Origin of the sequence: Halorubrum sp. Eb13 (assembly GCF_002252895.1) — an archaeon.
In the GTDB taxonomy this organism is placed as follows: Archaea; Halobacteriota; Halobacteria; order Halobacteriales; family Haloferacaceae; genus Halorubrum.
This window is the reverse complement of sequence record NZ_NHPE01000096.1, coordinates 1-19,520: the sequence shown is the minus strand read 5'-3', so window position 1 is coordinate 19,520 and position 19,520 is coordinate 1. Positions and strand designations below refer to the sequence as shown.

18 protein-coding genes and 1 pseudogene are annotated in these 19,520 nt (G+C 68.1%); 8 read left to right on the top strand and 11 right to left on the bottom strand.

Annotated elements, in window-relative coordinates:
• The first annotated feature begins 32 nt into the window (after positions 1-32).
• A pseudogene (locus DJ75_RS11795) lies at positions 33-970 on the top strand (NAD-dependent epimerase/dehydratase family protein).
• A gap of 433 nt (positions 971-1,403) precedes the next feature.
• Here the strand turns inward: DJ75_RS11795 and DJ75_RS11790 are convergent.
• From DJ75_RS11790 to DJ75_RS11780, 3 genes are read right to left on the bottom strand one after another with little or no spacing between them, the layout of a single operon-like run.
• Positions 1,404-2,693, bottom strand: a complete 1,290-nt coding sequence (locus DJ75_RS11790; protein WP_094524654.1) for a nucleotide sugar dehydrogenase — start codon at positions 2,691-2,693, stop codon at positions 1,404-1,406.
• The gene (gene wecB / locus DJ75_RS11785) at positions 2,690-3,793 is read right to left on the bottom strand and encodes a non-hydrolyzing UDP-N-acetylglucosamine 2-epimerase (RefSeq protein WP_094524653.1); all 1,104 of its coding nucleotides are present in this window, start codon (positions 3,791-3,793) and stop codon (positions 2,690-2,692) included. Before wecB ends, DJ75_RS11790 begins: the two co-directional genes overlap by 4 nt.
• Entirely contained in the window at positions 3,790-3,993 is a 204-nt protein-coding gene (locus tag DJ75_RS11780; protein ID WP_094527236.1) for a hypothetical protein, read from the bottom strand. The genes wecB and DJ75_RS11780 overlap by 4 nt, the downstream gene beginning before the upstream one ends.
• A gap of 432 nt (positions 3,994-4,425) precedes the next feature.
• On the opposite strand from DJ75_RS11780, the gene DJ75_RS11775 reads away from it, so the two are divergent.
• Complete coding sequence (locus tag DJ75_RS11775) at positions 4,426-5,568, top strand: Gfo/Idh/MocA family protein (protein WP_254921976.1); 1,143 nt, start codon at positions 4,426-4,428, stop codon at positions 5,566-5,568.
• Between the two features lie 2 nt (positions 5,569-5,570).
• Positions 5,571-6,170 carry a metal-dependent hydrolase gene (locus DJ75_RS11770; protein ID WP_094524651.1) on the top strand — a complete coding sequence of 200 codons (600 nt, stop codon included), beginning with the start codon at positions 5,571-5,573 and terminating at the stop codon, positions 6,168-6,170.
• A 30-nt stretch (positions 6,171-6,200) separates the two neighbouring features.
• Here DJ75_RS11770 and DJ75_RS11765 read toward each other — a convergent pair whose 3' ends face one another.
• Both DJ75_RS11765 and DJ75_RS11760 read right to left on the bottom strand, forming a co-directional pair.
• Positions 6,201-6,878, bottom strand: a complete 678-nt coding sequence (locus tag DJ75_RS11765; RefSeq protein WP_254921975.1) for a sugar phosphate isomerase/epimerase — start codon at positions 6,876-6,878, stop codon at positions 6,201-6,203.
• A 504-nt stretch (positions 6,879-7,382) separates the two neighbouring features.
• Entirely contained in the window at positions 7,383-7,685 is a 303-nt protein-coding gene (locus DJ75_RS11760; protein WP_254921974.1) for a HalOD1 output domain-containing protein, read from the bottom strand.
• Between the two features lie 525 nt (positions 7,686-8,210).
• On the opposite strand from DJ75_RS11760, the gene DJ75_RS11755 reads away from it, so the two are divergent.
• Positions 8,211-9,503: a sugar phosphate nucleotidyltransferase gene (locus tag DJ75_RS11755; protein WP_094524650.1), complete on the top strand. Its 1,293-nt coding sequence runs from the start codon at positions 8,211-8,213 to the stop codon at positions 9,501-9,503.
• A 52-nt stretch (positions 9,504-9,555) separates the two neighbouring features.
• Here the strand turns inward: DJ75_RS11755 and DJ75_RS11750 are convergent, their stop codons facing one another.
• Positions 9,556-9,759 (bottom strand): hypothetical protein, encoded by a 204-nt coding sequence (locus DJ75_RS11750; protein ID WP_094524649.1) that lies wholly within the window; start codon positions 9,757-9,759, stop codon positions 9,556-9,558.
• 145 nt (positions 9,760-9,904) lie between these two features.
• The gene (locus DJ75_RS11745) at positions 9,905-11,083 is read right to left on the bottom strand and encodes an alpha-D-ribose 1-methylphosphonate 5-triphosphate diphosphatase (protein WP_094524656.1); all 1,179 of its coding nucleotides are present in this window, start codon (positions 11,081-11,083) and stop codon (positions 9,905-9,907) included.
• 286 nt (positions 11,084-11,369) lie between these two features.
• Between DJ75_RS11745 and DJ75_RS11740 the strand changes: the two genes are divergently transcribed.
• A complete protein-coding gene (locus tag DJ75_RS11740) occupies positions 11,370-11,738 on the top strand; it encodes a hypothetical protein (protein WP_094524648.1) in 369 nt (122 codons plus the stop codon).
• A gap of 43 nt (positions 11,739-11,781) precedes the next feature.
• Here DJ75_RS11740 and DJ75_RS11735 read toward each other — a convergent pair whose 3' ends face one another.
• Positions 11,782-12,006 carry a hypothetical protein gene (locus tag DJ75_RS11735; RefSeq protein WP_241881429.1) on the bottom strand — a complete coding sequence of 75 codons (225 nt, stop codon included), beginning with the start codon at positions 12,004-12,006 and terminating at the stop codon, positions 11,782-11,784.
• 269 nt (positions 12,007-12,275) lie between these two features.
• On the opposite strand from DJ75_RS11735, the gene aglF reads away from it, so the two are divergent.
• Entirely contained in the window at positions 12,276-13,037 is a 762-nt protein-coding gene (aglF, locus tag DJ75_RS11730; RefSeq protein WP_094524647.1) for a UTP--glucose-1-phosphate uridylyltransferase AglF, read from the top strand.
• A gap of 53 nt (positions 13,038-13,090) precedes the next feature.
• On the opposite strand, the gene DJ75_RS11725 is transcribed toward aglF, so the two are convergent.
• Positions 13,091-14,101: a hypothetical protein gene (locus DJ75_RS11725; RefSeq protein WP_094524646.1), complete on the bottom strand. Its 1,011-nt coding sequence runs from the start codon at positions 14,099-14,101 to the stop codon at positions 13,091-13,093.
• Positions 14,102-14,402: 301 nt separating this feature from the next.
• Here DJ75_RS11725 and DJ75_RS11720 point away from each other — a divergent pair, with 301 nt between their 5' ends.
• Positions 14,403-16,925, top strand: a complete 2,523-nt coding sequence (locus DJ75_RS11720) for a bacterio-opsin activator domain-containing protein (protein ID WP_094524645.1) — start codon at positions 14,403-14,405, stop codon at positions 16,923-16,925.
• 104 nt (positions 16,926-17,029) lie between these two features.
• On the opposite strand, the gene DJ75_RS11715 is transcribed toward DJ75_RS11720, so the two are convergent.
• A complete protein-coding gene (locus DJ75_RS11715; RefSeq protein WP_094524644.1) occupies positions 17,030-17,314 on the bottom strand; it encodes a PadR family transcriptional regulator in 285 nt (94 codons plus the stop codon).
• 150 nt (positions 17,315-17,464) lie between these two features.
• Positions 17,465-18,016 carry a hypothetical protein gene (locus DJ75_RS11710; protein WP_094524643.1) on the bottom strand — a complete coding sequence of 184 codons (552 nt, stop codon included), beginning with the start codon at positions 18,014-18,016 and terminating at the stop codon, positions 17,465-17,467.
• 494 nt (positions 18,017-18,510) lie between these two features.
• On the opposite strand from DJ75_RS11710, the gene DJ75_RS11705 reads away from it, so the two are divergent.
• A partial coding sequence (locus DJ75_RS11705) for a right-handed parallel beta-helix repeat-containing protein (RefSeq protein ID WP_176451451.1) occupies positions 18,511-19,520 on the top strand: 1,010 nt, incomplete at its 3' end.

Here is a 19,520-nt window from a genome sequence, read left to right as displayed (position 1 = left end):
CTGAACGCGGGGGGGGGGGGGTACGACTCGCCATGCAGAACGAGCGCGTGCTTGTCACCGGTGGTGCCGGGTTCATCCGATCGAACCTGGCGAACGCTCTGGCGACGGAAAACGAAGTCATCGCCCTCGACAACGGCTACCTCGGCACGCCGGCGAATCTCGACAGCGACGTCCGATACGAGGAACACGCCGTGCTCGACGACTACCTGCCGACCGACGTCGACGTCGTGTTCCACCTCGCCGCCCGCTCCTCGTACGCGATGCACGAGGACGACCCAGTCGCGGGGCGGCGGTCAACGTCGACGGCTTCGTGAACGTCGCCGAACAGGCGCGTCAGAGCGGCTGTGACACGGTGGTCTACGCGTCGACGTCGTCATCTACGGGAGCCAGACGGAGCCGTGTCCCGAGGAGATGCCGGTCACCGTTAATACCGCGTACGAGGCCTCGAAACTGTCCAGAGAGCGGTACGGCGAGTACTTCTCGAACCACTACGGGATGTCGATGGCCGGGATGCGCTTCTTCTCCGTGTATCAGGGGTACCGCGGTGCCGAGGGGCACAAAGGGGAGTACGCCAACATGATCGCCCAGTTCGCCGACGACGTCGCCCACGGTCGGTTGTCGGAGCTGTACGGGCACGGAACGCAAACGCGCGATTTCACTCACGTCGACGATATCGTCCGCGGACTGATCGACGCCGGCACGCACGGACTCGACGGCGTGTACAACCTCGGGATCGGGGAGGCGTACTCGTTCAACACGGTCGTCGACCGGATCAACGACGTGTTGGGGACGGACGTCGAGCCGGTTTACGTCGAGAACCCGATTCCCGGAGGACGTGTACGTGAGCCACACCTGCGCGGACTGTTCGAAGATCCGCGAGGCTACGGGGTGGGAACCCCAGATCGGCTTCGAGTTGGGGGTTCGGCAGGTCTGTTCACCGTATCTGGCGTCGACGAACGTCGACGACTGATCGCCGCGAGGCGGAGCCAGTGTGGTACTACTCGGCGTGGTACTACGTGAGTAGTACCGACTCGATTGACATGCCACACACGTCGACAGAAGCGCAATACCCCTTCAACCGTTTCGTCTATTTGGGCACATGGCACCGGACACGGCCGACGACCGCCGTGGCACGCCGGCACGACCGCCGTGGACGGATGGGATAGGCGACCGGAACGGATCGACGAGCGGCTCCGCGACGCGATCGAGACGGAGTCGATGGCACACCTCGTCGGTCAGGCACACCGTTCCGACTCGGTGAGGGTCTCGGTCCCCCGGAGGGGACGGACGCACCGTCACCGCGATCAGACCGCACGGGCGAGCGCACGAGACTGGCTCGCGACCGGGATCGACCGTACGGCAGACGCGCCCACACGAACTCGCGACCGGGACCGGACGGTGGCTCAGATGCGACGGGCGGAGAACCCGGCGTCGCGCCACCGCCGTAATCGCAGTATCTGTTTCGTATCGACCACGTTCGGCGTCAACATCCGCTCGCGGAGCGCACGCGGATCGAGGGTCTCGAACTCGTCGTGGTCGGCCGTGATCACGAGCGCGTCCGCTCCCGAGACGGCGGTGTCGAAGTCCGTCAGCTCGATCGACGGGTCCTCGACGTGCGGGTCGTGAACGACGACGCGCGGGCCGTCCGGGCGCTCGCCGTCGGCCGCGGCTAGCGGGGTCTTCGGCCCTTCGCGTAACTCCCTCGCGAGCGCCAGTCCGGGGCTCTTTCGCGTGTCGTCGACGTTCCCCTTGTACGCGGCCCCGAGCACGGCGATCTTCGCCCCGTCGAGGTCGCCGAGGAGCTCTCGGAGAAGCTCGATGACGAAGGTGCTCATACCGTCGTTGACTCTCCTTGCGGTCGGGACCAGATCCAGCGAGTCTGATCCCACTCCCAGGAACCACGGGTCGATGGGGAGACAGTGTCCACCGACGCCGGGGCCGGGACTGAGCAGATCGACCCGCGGATGTCCGTTCGCGAGGTCGATCGCTTCTCGGGTGTCGACGTCGTAGTCGTGCGCGATACGTGCCGTCTCGTTCGCGAAGGCGATGTTCACGTCCCGGAACGTGTTCTGTATGAGCTTGACGAACTCCGCCGTCGTCGGGTCCTCAGCCGTCCGAATCGCCCCGTCGACGAAGGAGTCGTACAGCTCGACGGCGGGCTCGGTCGACTCCGGACCGATACCGCCGACGATACGGTCGTTCTCGCGGAGCTCCGCGAGGATGTTCCCCGGGAGAACCGTCTCGGGACAGTGCGCGAGTCCGAAATCGGTCCCGGCCTCGAGTCCCGACTCCTCGAGGACGGGCCGCACTCGCTCCTCGGTCGTCCCCGGCGGAACCGTCGACTCCAGGATCACGGTGTCGCCCTCGCGGAGCACCTCAGCGACCGCCTCCGTGGCCGCGTCGACGTATTCGAGTCCCGGTCGGCGCGTCTCCTCGTCGAACGGCGTCGGGACGCAGATGAGGTGGTACCGGGCTTCCGCGATCTCGTCCGCGGCGGTCAATCGCCCCGACTCGACCGCCTGTCTGAGGAGCTCGTCGAGGCCCGGTTCGTCGATCTGTACGTCCGCGTTCCGGACGCTGTCACGCACCGCCCGATCGGTGTCGTAGCCGGCCACCTCGTGGCCGCTGTTCGCGAGCACCGCGGCCGTCGGCAGCCCGATGTATCCCAAGCCGTGAACGCAGACCCGGCTCACCGAACCACCTCGTCGATCTCCGCGCTCACCGGAAGGGCGCGGAGTATCCGCGCCGCAGCCTCGCCGTCGCCGTACGGGTTCTCCCACGCGCCGTCCGTGTCGAGCGCCTCGGTCACCGCGCGCCGGATGCGGTCCGGGTCGCACGAACTGAGTCGGTTCGCTCCGGCGTCTATCGTCTCCGGCCGCTCCGTGTTGTCCCGCATCGTCACGCACGGAACCCCGAGGACGCACGCCTCTTCCTGGACGCCCCCCGAGTCGGTGAGCACGGCCGCCGACGCGGAGAGCAGTCGGACGAAGTCCAGGTAATCCTGCGGGTCGACCGTCCGAACGGGGGCCGGAACGTCGAGCCCGAACTCCTCTATCTTGCCGCGAGCCCGGGGATGGATCGGGTACACGACCTCCAGTCCGTGGTCTCGCCCGGCGCCGGCGGCGCCGTCGAGGAGCGACCGGAACCGGTCGGGGTCGTCGACGTTCTCCTGTCTGTGTGCGGTCATGAGGAGGTACCCCCCCGTCGCGAGCCCGAGGTCGTCGAGCACCGTGGCCTCCCGTCGCGCGACGTCGCGGATCCGTTCGAGGGCGTCGACGACCGTGTTTCCGGTCACGGAGATCCGGTGTTCCGGGACGCCCTCGCGAACGAGGTACTTCTCGCTCTTCTCCGTCGGTGCGAACAGGTGATCGGCGACGTGGTCGACTATCACTCGGTTCGTCTCCTCCGGCATCGATCGGTCGAAGCTCCTGAGTCCGGCCTCGACGTGGGCGATTTCGGGATCCATTTTGCTGGCGGCGAGGGCGCCCGCGAGCGCGCTGTTCGTATCGCCCTGTACGACGACGATGTCGGGGTCGACGTCCGTGATGACTCGCTCGACGCCGCGCAGCATCTCTCCGGTCTGCTCGCCGTGCGGACCCGAACCGACACCGAGGTTGACCTCGGGCTCCGCCAAGCCGAGACGGTCGAAAAACACGCTGTCGAGCCGCTCCGAGTAGTGCTGTCCCGTGTGAATCACAGCGTGGTCCACGCCGTGCCGGTCGCAGCTGCGAATCACCGGTGAGAGCTTGATGATCTCGGGCCTGGTTCCGAGGACGAACGCGACTTCAGTCATCGGCGAACCGCCTCCGTGCGGTCGACTGCGATCGCGCCGTTCCCGACCGCACCGACCTCCCGGTCTCCGGTACCGGTCCGGTCGGAAGCGTCCGTCTCGGAACCGAAATCGCGGCTGTCGTCGATCGGCGGCTCGTCGTCCGAGGCGTCGAACCGCGCGCCGACCGGTAGCAGGAGATCTCCGAGGGCCGCGAACGCCATCACTTCCCCCTTCCGCCGTCCGGACCGGGCTCAGTTCGATCGCAGTGAGAACATCGACATCGGTCCGTTCGGGATCTACCGCGTCTCATACTTGTCCCTCCGTGTCGCGTTTCCCGGTCCGGATCCGCCCGCGGACTCGCCAGTGGAACATGCCGTGAGAGGAGTCTGACAGAGCTTTTGTTATGCACTCCCTCACTGGCGCTCGCGTTCGTTTCACGGTCGAAGCCGCGTTCCTTTGCGGACGCCGCTGCCGGTCTCGTCGCCGGGGGACCGCCAGCCGCATGGACGGAGACGCGCTTCATACGCCCTTCTCCGCCAGTTAGCAGACGTATACTCTTGAGCGATCAATCGGTACTCTCGACAGTGAGCCACCAAGTTGCAGTAATCGGAACCGGGGCGGATCCGGAGACGCGCGATCGGGAGGGATTCGCGATGGCGTACCGTCACGCCTCGGGCTACCAGCGACTCGACGACTGCACGATCGTCGCTTGTGCCGACATCGTTCGGGAGAACGCCGAGGCGTTCGCCGTTCACAACGACATCGACGGCGTGTACGAGGACCACGAGGCGATGCTCGAGGAGGCGGAGCCCGACATCGTCAGCGTCTGCGTTCCGCCCGCGATCCACGCCGACTTGGTCGTCGACAGCGCGGAGGCGCCGTCGATGCAGGCGGTCCACTGCGAGAAACCGATGGCGACGACGTGGGGCGACTGCAAGCGCATGGCGTCGGTGTGTGAACGCGAGGGGGTTCAGCTCACGATCGACCACCAGCGACGGCTCTCCGAGCCCGTCCGCAGAGCGAAGTCGATGCTCGACTCGGGACGGATCGGGAGAGCTGAAACGACTCGAATGGTCGGAGGTGAACCTCTTCGACGCGGGAGCGCATCTCTTCGATCTCTGCGACCACTTCGTCGACGGCGCCCGTGCGGAATGTCCTCGCCGCGGTCGATTGCTCACACGAGAACCGGTGGTTCGGAACGCTCAATGAGACGCGCGCCATCGCCCACTGGCGATACGCGGACGGGACGATCGGATTTGCCTCGACCGCCGAGGGCGGGGACACCGTCGTCGGGCCTTACCTTCAGATCGTCGGCGAGGACGGCGTCATCGAGATCCAAAGCGAAGACGGGAAGACCCTCCGGGTTCGGACCGACGGCGGATGGACGGCGATCGACACGGACGAAACCGTCTACGGGCCGAGCCCGAGTCTCCCGCGCGCGGCGCTGCGGAAAGCGACCGGATACCTCCCGGGCCCCGACTCTGGCCGCCGGCCCCCCAGACGCACTACGAGCGCGCGATCGAACACCTCGTCGCCAGCCTCGACGCCGGCGAGGAGCCGATCATCTCGGGCCGGCGGGTCCTCCGCGGGACCGAACTGATGTTCGCGAGCTGGGAGTCAGCGCGCCGGCGCGGGCGGACACACCTCCCCTTGGAGATCGACAACAACCCGCTCGAAGCGATGTACGACGCGGGCCAGCTCGGCGGACTCGCCGAATTATCCCGGTATCGATCGCGAGCTCGGCGTCCGTTCGACGACGGATCCGACCGCTACTCCCGACGGAGAACGGACGCTGAGCATGTGGCCTTGGGAACACGTGCTCTTCGCGTACGTCTTCTACTCGATCTACGTCCACCTGCGCTGGCAGAGGGGACCGCTCGACGCGCCGACGGTCGCGCTCGCGGTCGGGTCCGTGATCCCCGACCTCATCGACAAGCCGCTGGCGTGGCAGTTCGGGGTCTTCGAGAGCGGGTACGCGCTGGCGCACTCCGCGTTCGTCGCGGTTCCCCTGGCGGCGGCTATCTACCTGATCGCGGACCGCCGCGGTCATGGTTCCGTCGGCGCCGCGTACGGCGTCGGTCACCTGTTCCATATCGCCGGCGACGTGCTTCCCGTGTCGCTCGCACACGGCGCGTTCGATCTCACGCCGGCGCTGTGGCCGTTCGCGGGGAGCCCCCGACCGGCCGATCGGATGACGGTCTCTTTCTTCGACGGGGTGTACACCCTACTCAGCGAGTACGTTAGCGTGCTCGCGACGCTCGAGCTGACGCCGGTCATAGCCCTCCAGATCGGATCGCTGATTTTCGGGCTGGTCCTGTGGACGCACGACGGCTTCCCCGGTCCCCGGCTCCTCATCAGATGGGTACGGATCGGCGGGCGGACGGCGGTTCACCGGTGAGAAAGCCCGCGGAGGGCGGCGTCGCCGCGTTCAAACCGGCCGACCGCACAGCGTCGCGATCCCCTTCCAGATCGCCGCCTCGGGGTCTTCGGGGTCTTCGTCTTCGAAGATAACCCAGTCGGCGTTCGAACGGTCGACCGCGGCCAATATCTCGTCGGGATCGATGAGTCCCTCTCCCGGCGGGACCGACCGGAACGCGGTCGGAAATACACGAGTCTGTCGAACGTCAGCGAGGTGCACCAGCGACAGCCGATCGCCAAGGCTCTCGATCGCTTCGACGGGGTCGTACCCCCCCCCCGCGGCGACCCAGCCGACGTCGATCTCGAACGTCATCGTATCGGTCTGATAGGCGAGCTGGCTGAACGCGGTCCGATCGAGCTGCCGATTCCCCCTCAAGAGCCACCGATCGGCGGCGTCGGCGACGGACTTCCAGACGAACGCGGGGAGGGGTATCGACGAGACCGTTCCGAGCCCGAACCGGTCCAGCGGCGGGAGGAACGGCTCCCGCGAGGTGTGGTAGCCGAGCTCGATGCCGTGAGAGTCGAGCCGCTCGGCGAGGCCGTCGAGCCTCGACGCGAGGGCGTCGACGGTGGCCGTCGTCCGAAACAGGTGCGACCCCAGATGCGGAACGATCACGCGGTCACAGCCGACGATCCGACACCGGTCCACGATCGGTTCGAGGTCGTCATCGAGGCGGGACAGGTCCACGTGGGCGGCGACCGGGACCACGCCGGTCTCGGTGAGAGCGCGCTCGACGGCCCGGGGGTCCGCATCGAGGAACGCTCCCGCGAACTCACGCCCTGGTAGCCGGCGTCCGCCACGTATCGGATCAGTTCGGGCAGCGGCGCATCGATCGATCTGACCGTGTGGAGCTGGATGGCCGGTCGAGGCCCGTCGGACGTCTCGACGGCGGCCGTGGCAGTGTGACTCACTGCCGGCCGTTCACGCGAAACGTGGTAAGTAATGGGCAACCTACCGACGACGCCCGTTCCGATCGGACGCGTGCCGCCGGGAATCCCGGCCGAACGCGGTCCGAACGGGAACGGTTCGCTCCGTCTCGGAACCGGCGGTCGGTACTGCCGATCAGGGCGTCCTGGCTCGCCGGAACGTAAAGACAAGGGCGCGGTGACACCGAACCGAGGCGCGTCGCGGACGCCGGCACCGGCTTCCGAGGCGAAGCCTCTCTCGGCCTCGGAAGCGTCTTCCCGAACGCTACTTCCGGAGCGTGACGAGTTCGTCGGTGACTTCCACTACGTAGCCGCAGTATTCGAAGGAGAGCCGTACGCCGGACCGTCCGACGGCGGGGTCCGAGTCGAAGAGACCTTCGAGCGATTCGGGGTCGATTACGTCGGCCAGTACCGGTAGCTCACCCGGAGTAACCGACTCAGCCTCGGCTACCGCCCGGACGATCGTCACCGTCGTCGACGTGTCGGCCGCGGTCGCGACACGCTCGACGATCGTCGTGTCATTTCCGGCGGACGCACGGTCGTTATTGGCGTGGGACATCGTGTGCATTGGGCCCTTAGTTACAGGATGCCGTCGTGTCTATAAACAGTATCGATTCCGCGTCGATGGCCCTGAGCGCGGCGAATCCGCGGGACCGATCAGCTACCGGCGGTGCCGCTCGTCTCCGAGTCCGCCGTCGGAGCCGAGGCGCGAGTCCGATGTCGCGACCGGACACGGGTGGCGTTTGGATCGTTCTAAAAGCCGGCGCACTCCAGTTGTATGTCACGGTCGTCTTCGGTAATTAGAGCGTACTCCGAATATGGCATGTATAGTAAATATCCGCACTGAACACGTACCGTACGTACCGCGGCTGAAGTCGACTGTCCCATGACCCCGGACACCCGCGTCAGTTGCGGTACGGCCCCCGCCCCGGTTTCTTTATAATACCGGCTCTGTCGGCGCACGCCCGTCGACGAGCGGAGACCTCCGGCCGGCGGTTTCTCGCGGGACGAGGGCCGTACCGACGCTCCACGCGGCGATCGCCTCGAGGTAGCAGCCGCATACTAAACTCTCCGTCCGCGGTATCGACGACCCATGCACGCAGTCATCCTCGCCGCGGGACGGGGGACGCGGATGGGTCCGCTGACGGAGTCGACGCCGAAGCCGATGCTGCCGGTGGCCGACGCGCCGCTCGTCGAACACGTCGCCGACGCCGCCGTCGAGGCCGGCGCCGACGAGCTCGTGGTGACCGTCGGCTACGGCGCCGACCGGATCCGACGGCACTTCGGTGAGAGCCATCGAGGGGTCCCGGTCCGGTACGCGGTTCAGGAGTCGCAGCGCGGCACCGCGGACGCGCTGGCGGCGGCCGCCGACCACCTGGACGACGAGTTCGCCGTGCTGAACGGGGACTCGCTGTACCGCGGCGCGGACCTGCGCCGGCTGTTCGAGTCGCCGCCGCGGATCGGCGCGTTCCGCGTCGACGACCCCACCCAGTACGGCGTGTTGACCGTCGACGGCGACGCGGTGACGGCGGTCCGGGAGAAGCCGAGCGACCCGGCGACGGACCTCGTCAACGCGGGCGCGTACTCGTTCCCGGCCGAGACGGTCGACATGCTCGACGTGCCGGAGAGCGAACGGGGTGAACGCGAGCTCACCGACGTGCTGGCTCGGGTGATGGCCCGCGAGGAGCTCGGCTACGCGGTGTTAGCGGAGTGGATGGACGTCGGTCGACCGTGGGAGCTGCTGGAGGCCAACGAGCGGCGACTCCCCGGCGGCGGGTCGGATGGGCGTGACGACGGTGGGTCGGCGGGGCGGGACGACGACGGGTCGGAGCGACGTGACGACGGCGGGTCGGCGGGGCGGGAAGACGGTGACACCGCCGGTTCGGACGCGACGGTACGGGGCGACGTCCACGCGAACGCCACGATACGGGGCGACGTGGTCGTCGAGGCGGGCGCGACGGTCGGTCCCGGGGTCGTCGTCGAGGGACCGGCCCTGCTCCGGTCCGGCTGCTCCGTCGGACCGAACGCGTACGTCCGCGGCGCGACGCTCGTCGGCGAAGGGGCGCACGTCGGCCACGCGGTGGAGATCAAAAACAGCGTCCTGATGGCGGACGCGACGGTCGGCCACCTCTCGTACGTCGGCGACAGCGTCCTCGGGCCGTCGGTGAACCTCGGCGCCGGGACGAACGTCGCGAACCTGCGACACGACGGGGAGCCGGTCGACGCGACGGTGAAGGGAGAGCGCGTCTCGACCGGGCGCAGGAAGTTCGGCGCGGTGCTCGGCCCCCGCGTGAAGACCGGCATTCAGACGGGTATCAACGCCGGGGTGACGCTCTCGGCGGACGCGCACACGGAACCCGGCGAGATCGTCCGTCGCGACCGGTGACTCGGCGACGCTCCGAGACGACGACTCCCCGAGACACGCGCCCGGGGGCCGCCTACGGCGCTCGGAACGAGCGTTCGCGGTCCGCGTCCTCTCGTCGCGCGGCTTCGCCGTTCGAGAGCCGCTTCCGCGGGAGGCAGTCGAGACAGCCGTGGACGCTGTCGCCGATCCCGAACACGCGCACGAATCTCCGACTCACGGCCGACCCGCACCGGCCGCACCGGCGGTTGACGTCGGTCGCCGTCTCGGGTTCTGTCATACCTCTCGGAGGGGAAGGCGGTCATTTTACTATACGCAGGATAGCGGCACCGACCGAACGCGGACGCGCGTTCATACCTTGTTAATCCGACACGTGTGACCGTCGACCGGCCCGCGCTCGCTCGCGGTCGGGCCGGGCGGACCGGTCAGCGCCCGACCGGCCGAGGCGGGGTTTCGGTCGCCGTCGCCTCGCCGGTTCGAATCGCCTCCGACCCCGCGACCATCGCGCGCTCGACGGTCGGGGTCGGCGACGGGTCGACGACGATGAGGTCCGCGCGGGCGCCGACCTCGATCCGTCCCCTGTCCGGCAGCCCGGCGACGTCGGCCGGGTTCCGCGTGACCCGGTTGACCCGAGCGGACAGCGGCTCGCCGGTCTCGACGAACGGCGCCGCGAGCAGCGACGCCGGGTGGTAGTCGGAACAGAGGGCGTCGAGGACTCCCGCTTCGATCGCGTCGCGGGCGCTCAGGTTGTCCCAGAGGCTCCCGCCGCGCACGAGGTTCGGCGCGCCCATCACGGTCGCCAGGCCGAGGTCCTTCGCGCGACGGGCCGCGTCGATCGTGAGCGGGTACTCGCTGATCGCCGTCCCGTGGTCCGCCATCGTCTCGACGTCCGCCCGGCACTCGTCGTCGTGGGACGCGAGCGGGGCGCCGACGCGCCGAGCGAGCTCGACGATCCGAGCGATCCGACGGTCCCGGCTCGCGGCATCCATCCCGCTTCGCTCCTCCGCGGCGGCCGCGGCGGCGTCGACCGGCCAGTTCCGGTCCTCGACGTAGTGCCGCTCGAACGACTCGGCGTCGTACTGGCCGTCCCCGGGGGCGTGGTGCATCACCGACACGAGGTCGACGTCGACCTCCGCGATCAGCTCCTCGACCGCGGCGGCGCTCGCGTCGGCGAGCTCGCAGCGCGCGTGCACGCGGTTGTCCCCGAGCGTGTCCGCCCCGCGGTCGACGGTCCGGGCGAGGCGGGCCGCGTTCTCGAGGCTCCGCCCGTCGTCGGGCGCCTCCTCGAACGCGAGGGCGTGGAACTTCGTCGTCACCCCGTGGAGAACGTTCATGCGGTCGGTCGTGGCGAGCGCGGCCGTCGGGTCCGTCTCGGCGCCGGACCGCGGCGCGAACTGCCCCTCGATGTCGTCTCCGTGGAGGTCGATCAGCCCCGGCATGACGACCCGACCGGCGGCGTCGACGCTCGTCCCGCCGCCCGACGCGTCGCCCTCGGACCGGTCTATCCGGACGATGCGCTCGCCGGCCACGACGACGCGACCGCCCTCGATGACGCCCGACGGCGTGACGATCCGCCCGTTCCTGATCTCGGTGAACTCCGTCACGGTAGCCACCTCCCGGACCGTCTCGGTCTCCGTATCGGCGCCGATGACCCCTCGTTTCGTCTGACCGCGGGGAACCGCGCGCTCATGATCTCTCAGGTAAGCGGAGTAACGATATTGTTAAGCAGTGACAACCGGCGCTCGGTGTCCCGCTTCGAACCGATACGTGGTGGTTACTAATGGGCGAAACTCCCGTTTCGTCTGGTATGATAGCTCACATTTCGCGGACGATAACGGGTATCCGCGCCGGCGAAGACGCTCTCCCGGCGGACAGCGCCGACGAGGAGAGGTGAGCGGCGTGACGGGCCCCCGGAACGCCGACGAAGAGCTGACCGCCGACACGTGCCTGACGCTCCTCTCGAACGCGCATCGACGAGCGGTGCTGCTGACGATTTACGACCGCGTGGCCGACGACGTGGGCGACGAACCGGTCCCCGTCGAGGAGACCGTCGACGGGTCGATACCCGAGCCCGTGGAGATGTCGCTGAACCACAACCACCTGCCGAAGCTCGCGGAGCACGACGTCGTCCGGTGGGACCGCGAAGCTGGGACCGTCGTCGCCGGCTCGGCGTTCTCGCGGATCGAACCGTTCATCGCCCGCCTCGACGGCGACCGCGAGCGACTGCCGAACGACTGGCGACCCGACATCGACCGCTGAGTCGCCTCCTGCCGCCCGCCCGATCGGACTCGGTCCCGACCGCTCACCGCCACGCGACAGCGGAGACGTAGCTCCCCTCTTTGGCGGTGATCCACGCGGTCGTGCACTCCCGCTCGGTCGGCTCCGACGGGTGGAGGGTGCACTCGTCCGGCTTGTCGTCGTACCGCACGACCGTTCCCTCGAGCGTCGGACCCCGGTCGGGGGGCTCCGCGCTCGGTCGCGTCACCCCGCCGTCGGTCCGCCCGTCGTCGTTCCCTGTTCCGCTCATACTGTCAACTAATCTAACACCCTACATCGTTATTCGTCTCATATCCGCCCGCTCATCGACGGCAATGGCCAGTTACCGCGCCGCCGAGCGCCGAGCCGATAGGAGCGATATCTCCGTCGGCGCCTCACCCGACTCCGGCCGTCCGCGCCTGCTCCCGACCGCGGCCGTCGGCGTCTCGGCCGATCGTCCGCCGAACCGCCGGCGTCTGCCCCGTTCGTTCGCCGGTTATCCGGCGTATACTCTTGCTCGGTCGATCGGACGCTACACGTATGCAAGCAGTCGTGCTCGCCGCCGGCAAGGGAACGCGTCTCCGCCCGCTCACGGACGACAAGCCGAAGGTGCTCGTGGAGGTCGACGGGACGCCCCTCATCGAGGACGTCTTCGACAACCTCATCGACTGCGGCGCGACCGAATTCGTCGTCGTCGTCGGCTACAAGAAAGAGCAGATCATCGACCGCTACGGCGACGCCTACGAGGGCGTCCCGATCACGTACGCCCACCAGCGGGAGCAGCTGGGCCTCGCGCACGCCATCCTCCAGGCGGAGCCCCACGTCGACGACGACTTCATGCTGATGCTCGGCGACAACGTCTTCCGGGGGAACCTCGCCGACGTGGTCAACAGACAGCGGGAGGAGCGCGCGGACGCCGCCTTCCTCGTCGAAGAGGTCCCGTACGAGGAGGCGAGCCGGTACGGGGTGCTCGACACCAACGAGTACGGTGAGGTCGTCGAGGTCGTCGAGAAGCCAGACGATCCCCCGAGTAACCTCGTGATGACCGGCTTCTACACGTTCACCGACGCGATCTTCCACGCGTGTCACCTCGTCCAACCCTCCGACCGCGGCGAGTTCGAGCTGCCGGACGCCATCGACCTCCTCATCCAGTCCGGCCGCACCATCGACGCGCTCCGCCTCGACGGGTGGCGCGTCGACGTGGGGTACCCGGAGGACCGCGACCGGGCCGCCGAACGCCTCTCGGAGTCGGCGGATGCCGCCGCGGTGGACACGGGAGAAGAGGCCGTTGCCGAGGACTGACGGCGCCGATCGATTCCCCTGAGGGCTGACGGCGCCGGTCTGCCCCGCCGACGTTACTTGTATCCCTCGCTCGCGAGGTGGTGGTTCATCACCGACTCGATACCGTCGACGATCTGCTCCGCGTCGACGCTCTCCACCTCGGCGGTCCGCTTCCGGACCGTCCGGTCGCGGAGGTCCCACTCGCGGGTGAACTCCGATTCGATGCCGTGCGACCGGATCCGGTCGACCAGCCCCTCGATGGCGGTCTCGTCGGCCTCGACGATTTCTTCGTAGTCGATTACGCCGCGACGGAGCGCGCAGACGACGACGCCGGAGCTGATGTCTCCCTCGCCGAGCTCGCGCTCCCAGGTGGTGATCCAGTTCCCGATCCGCGCCATCTGCTGGAGGTCACAGAGGATGCTTCGAAGCGCGCCCAGCTCGGCCCGGTCGAACGAGGGCGAGTGCATGAGGTCGACGCAGGCGTACGGGAACATCGTCATGTTGTACGCGTCGTGACGCTCCGTCTCGGCGCGGTTCGCCATCGCCGGGTTGTCGTTCACGAGCCCGGAGTACTCCATCGCGTTGAACGTCTGCCGGAGGTCGTACTCGAAGACGTCGACGAACTCCCCGTACCGCGGCGCCTCCCTGACCTCCGCGTCGATCGTCTCCCACAGATCCGCGAGGTATTCGAGGACGCCGTAGTCGATCTCGTCGGGCGTCCCGTCTATCCGCTCGGTCGCGTCGACGCCGAACGGAATCCGGCGACCGACGGCGAACGTCCCCTGATCCCCCTCGCTTTCGGCCAAGTCATCGAGGACCGTCACGAACATCGTCAACAGCGTCTTGTGTTCGTACACGGCCGACCGTTCTCGGCCCGGAACCGACGTTAACGTGAACTTATCGAAGAGGTTGTGTATCCACTTCCAGAGGAACCGATCCCGCTCCCCGATGACGCGAGCGTAGCGATCCGCGAACTCCCGCGCGGTTGGGGGGAGCGTAACATCGTTCACACGCCGGCTGTACTCTCCGGGGTCCGGTTTCCCCCATCCGTCGTTCGCCACGTTCCCGCGAGCTTCGGGTGCCATGTCAGTAAACACCACCATAACACAGTTAAGGCTTTTGTTCCACATTTTTATTATGATAATAAGTACGAAAGCGTGACAATCACGATACTTCATATGAATATTTGGCAAAATATAAGCTCCGTAACCGGGATTTTCATCCGTCGTTTCCCGTCCGGCTCTCGTCTCAGTCGATATTTCGAACTGATGTCACTGAGAAATATAGTGTTCCGTGAAAGTGACGAGAGATTTATGTGTACCCGGGCGCTCGTGTCGTCGTGTTCAAACCGGGCCGGGGTGGAGGCCGATTCGCGACGGTGAGTCGATGGACCTGAGAGACGCCGACCACCGGGCGGCGATCGGTCAGTTCCTCGCGACGGCCGACATCGGATTCCTGTACGCGGACGGCTCGCACGCGATCGCCGACGCGAACGCGACGGTCGACGACCTGCTCGGCTCCGACGACGCGTCGGTCGGCACCGACCTGCGCGAGACGGACCCGAGCTTCGGTCCGGAGCTTCGGGACGCCGTCGAGGCGGCCGAGCGGAACGACCGGGTCGCCGAGACGGAGGTCACGACCGGCGACGGAACGACGCTCCAGTTCCGGGCGGTCCCGGGCCGCGGCGGCGTCGGCGTGCTCGTCTCCGACGCCACCCGGGACTTCGAGCTGCGCCGCGACCTCAGGCGGTCGAACCGCATCCTCGAGACGCTGGAGGACGGCGTGTACACGCTGAACGAGGCGTTCGTCATCACGTCGGTCAACGAGGCGGTCACGGAGATGACGGGGTACGACCGCGAGGAGCTCGTCGGGTCGCACGCGTCGATGGTCGCGGGGAGCGAGACGCTCGAAAAGGCCGAGGAGATCCTCGCGATGCTCCGCGGCGACGGCTCCGACATCGGCATGATCGAGTCGTCGATAAGGACGGCGTCGGGAGAACTGCTGCCGATCGAGACGCAGTTCTCCTCGGTCGAGTTCGACGACGGCCGTCGCGGGCGCGTCGGCGTCATCAGGGACGTGACCGACACCCGGCGGAACGAGAGCGCCCTCCGCGAACTGAGCCGCTCCGCCCGGCGGCTCCTCCGCGCCGACGACGGGGAATCGATCTTCGAGACGATCGTCGACGTGATCGCCTCTGTCTGGCCCGACGCCGCCGTCGTGACGTACTCGTTCGACCGGACCGAAGCGAGGCTGGTCCCCGCCGCCGCGTCCGGCGGCGACCACGACGCGTGCGGGCCGGGAAGCCCGGTCTGGGAGGCGTTCACCGCCGGGTCCGACGCCGCCGAGACGACGATCGACACGGCCCGATCGGTCCGGACGGACGGCGACGCCTCCCCGCACTTCCGGCGGGTCGCCGACGCCGCGGGGGACGACCCCTCCGGCGGTGACCCGTCGACCGACGCGGACGCGGTCGCTCCGACTGGGCGGGTGGTCGAGCGATCGACCGAGCCCGACGACTCGTCCGGTCGCACCCTGTACGCGACGCTCGACGGACACGGCCTCTTCTGCGTCGACTTCGGCTCCGCGGAGCCGGCGGGGAACGTCGAGGAGCCGGTCGGCCTGTTGGCCGCCAACGCCGTCGCGGCCCTCGACAGCGTCGAGCGCGAGACCGAGCTCTCCCGGAACCGACAGCGACTGGAGCGTCTCGACGGGCTCAACGACCTCCTCAGGCGGATCAACGGCGAGCTCGTCGACGCGGACACCCTCGACGAGATCGCGACAGCCGTCTGCGACACGCTCGTCGAGGCCGACTCCGTCGAGTTCGTCTGGGTCGGGGAGACGTACCGATCCGGCGGCGATCCGACCCCGATGGCGCGGGCGGGCGAGTCCGACGGCTTCCTCGAGGCGCTCCGGCGCGAGGACGCTCCGCTTCCGGGGGCCGACGGCGGCGACCGCTCCGCCGACGCCGCCGGGCTCCCGGGCGTCCGAGCCGTCGAGACGGGCGAGCCCGTCCGCGTGTCCGACGTGTCGGACGGGCTCAGGCGCGAGCGCTGGCGGGAGCGAGCGCTCGCGCGCGGATACCGCTCGGTCGTCAGCGTCCCGCTCTCGTACGACGACCTGTGTTACGGCGTCCTGTCCGTGTACGCCGACCGGGGGTCGGTGTTCGACGACGAGTTCGGCGACCTGCTCGTCGAGCTCGGAGACAACGTCGCGAACGCCATCAGCAGCGTGGAAACCAGGCGGTCGCTTCGAACCGGCTCCCTCGTGGAGCTGGAGCTGCGCCTCGACGACCCCGACGCGCTCCTGTCGCGGATCGCGTCCGCCTTCGGGGAGCCGATCCGGGTCGAGGGCACCGTCCCGCGGGGAGACGGTCGATCGCTGGTGTACCTCACCAGCGACGGGGACCGGTCCGACGTGACGGAGTCGGTGAGCGCCGTGGAGTCGATCCGCGAGATGGGCGGCGGACCGACCGGGCGCCTGGAGGCGTCGGTGAACGGCGCCACCGCGGCCGACAGGGTGAGCGCACACGGGGGGAGTATCGGCCGGATGGTCGCCGACGCCGGCGGCGTGGAACTGACGACCACCTTCCCGCGGTCAGTGGACGTGCGGCGGATAATCGAACACCTCGAGGAGCGGTACGACCGCGTCGAGCTCCGCTCCCGTCGGGACCGATCCGGGGGCGACGGTCCCGGCGCTCGGACCGGCTTCTCCGACGGGCTAACCGACAGACAGCGGGAAGCGGTCGAAACGGCGTACCTCGGCGGCTACTTCGAGTGGCCGCGAGCGAGCACCGGCGAGGAGGTCGCGACGGCGATGGACATCACCCAACCGACGTTCAATCGCCACCTCCGAACCGCCGAGCGGAAGCTGCTCGGAACGATTCTCGGCGACGTCGACGCCGGCGACTGACCGCTCTCTTCCTCGTCCGCCGCGACGCGTACGGGCGCCGGTTACGCGACCGATAGCGGCGGCTTCACCCCGAGACGGGGCCGGTAACGTCGGTCGACGACCGATCACAGCTCCACGTAGCGGCCCTCCCACTGGCGGCGGTCGCGGAGGCCCTCCATCCCCTTCTCCGTCAGCTCGTAGAAGTTCGTGCGACGGTCGCTCTCGCCCTTTTCGATGTACCCCCGCTCGACCAGCGTATCGAGGTTCGGATAGAGCCGGCCGTGGGTGATTTCATCCATCGACGTCTGTAGCTCCGTTTTGATCTCTTGTCCCGACGGTCTCTCGGCTCCCGCGATCACGTAGAGGAGATCCCGTTGGAAGCTCGTGAGCTCGAAAAGGGGATCAGGCATGGTCCACGTTTCGCCGGACCCTCGCTTTGTTATAAAGACGTAAACACTGGATTTCGGTCCACGCCCGCTCTCGAGCCGGTCCCGTCGCTCGCCGGCTCCCGGTATGCTTCCGTTAACGCGGCGGGAAGACCGCGGATCCGGAACCCCCGTTCAGGCCCGCCACTGCCGACCGGCGATCCCGACGAGCGCGAGGACGCTCACCATCGTCCATCCGGCCGGAGGCACCGCCGAGAGCACTCCGAGCCCGAGCGTTCCGGCCGTGACGACCGCCGCGATACCCACGGCGAGCAGGAACGCGGTCCGCTCCGACGCGGCCGCGTTCCGGTCGGCCTCGGGGTCCAACTCCAGGTACACCTGAACCTGCGACGCGGCGTCCCGAAGCGCGACCGTCCCGCGGTCGTTGTCGAAGTCGACCACCCCGAGCGCGTCCATCCTCGGGAGGTGACACTGATAGAGGGCGATGCGAACGCGCTTCCGCTCCTGCGAGGTGAGCTGTCGAACGGCGGTGTCGTTTTCGCGCGCGGCGACGTGTTCGGCGACGTCGGAGAGCTCCGCGGATCCGCCGTGCTCGTGGAGGTACCGCATGACCGCCCGCCGCCGGTCGTTCTTGAGAACGTCGAACACGTCGGTCGTCGTCAACCGCTGGCCGTCCCCGGTTTCGGCGGATTCGTTGATTTGGCTTCCCTCTACCCCTTCAATCATCACTAAACACATACCGTTCCACCGTAATAGTCATTCGGAAATCATTATTTCTGACAAAACTGTCGGAGGTGCCGTCGCCGGCGACGACCCGTATCGCCGTCCTCCCCTCGGCTATCGGTTCAGTTCGAGCCGACCGGACGACGGGACCGACGCGATGCGCGTGGGACCGGCGCGAGACGAGGTGCCCGCGGCACCGGCGCGAGACGACGCCCTCCCCGGGCCTGTCGTCGCGGTTCCCCGGGGTAGTTCATCGAGCGGGGCGCCATCCGCGACGTGGCGGGCGGTGAGAGGGACCCGACGTCGGCGTCCCCGAGATCGGCGCGGTGCAGTACCGCGATTGCGGTCCCGTTCGTTCCCCCGAGATATCGTTATAATCTCTCTTTTTTATAAGCTAGCTAATAACAATTCGGGCTACCCCCCGATACTCCGTCATGACCGACGGTGGCCCAGACGAGAAGATATCGCGCCGAACAGCACTTCAGAGAGGCGGTCTCGTGGTCGGGGGGGCGGCGATCGGGCTCTCCGGAGCCCCCACGACGGCCGCCGAACCGACGGAGATCAATCGGTGCACGTCGCTGACCGAACCGGGCGAGTACGTCCTCGTCGACGACCTCGACGCGGAGGGCGACTGTCTCACTCTCGGTCCCGGCGTCACGCTGGACGGGAACGGACACGCGATTTCCGGCGACGGCTCGGGGATCGGTATCGCGTTCGACCTCGGCCGCGACGAGGGGGCCGTCGTCAGAGACCTGCGGATAGCGAACTTCGCCGCGGGCGCGTCCCTCGCGTTCGCGGACGGCGAGATAACGCTCGCGGACGTCTCCATCACGGACAACGCCGTCGGGGTCCGCGGCGGGCCGGAGAGGCGGATCACGGTCCGCAACTCTGTCATCAGCGGAAACAAAATTGGTATCGGCACCACTGAGGGCACCCGGCTATCGATAACGGAGACCACGCTGAGCGGAAACACGGATGCGGCAGTGTCCACCAACTCGGGGCACGTCACGGAGCTGAAGCGCAGCACGGTGCGAGACAACGGCGCCGGCGTCGCCACCGGCGCGGGGACGTTCGTCGACAACACCGTCGCCGACAACGACGGGTTCGGCCTGCGACTGATCGGCCTCGTCGCGCCGGGGGACCTCGGCGACGCCACCGTCGTCGGGAACGCGATCCGGGACAACGACGGTCCGGGGATCGAGTTCACCTCCAGCGGCGGAGCCGTCAGCGGAAACGCGATCGTCGGCAACCGGACCGGGATCCTGCTATCGGGCGTCGCCGACGGCTTCAGCGATTCGACGCCCGAGTACGAGTTCACCGGGAACGACATCGAGGGCAACGAGGAGTTCGGCGTTCGGAACGCGTCGGATCAGACCGCGGTCGCGTCGTGTAACTTCTGGGGCGACCCGACCGGGCCCGTCGCGGCGGAGACCCCGGCGGCGGCCCCGGAGGGAGACGAGGTCGACGGCGACGTCGAGTTCGTCCCGTGGTCGGTCGAGCCCGTCCG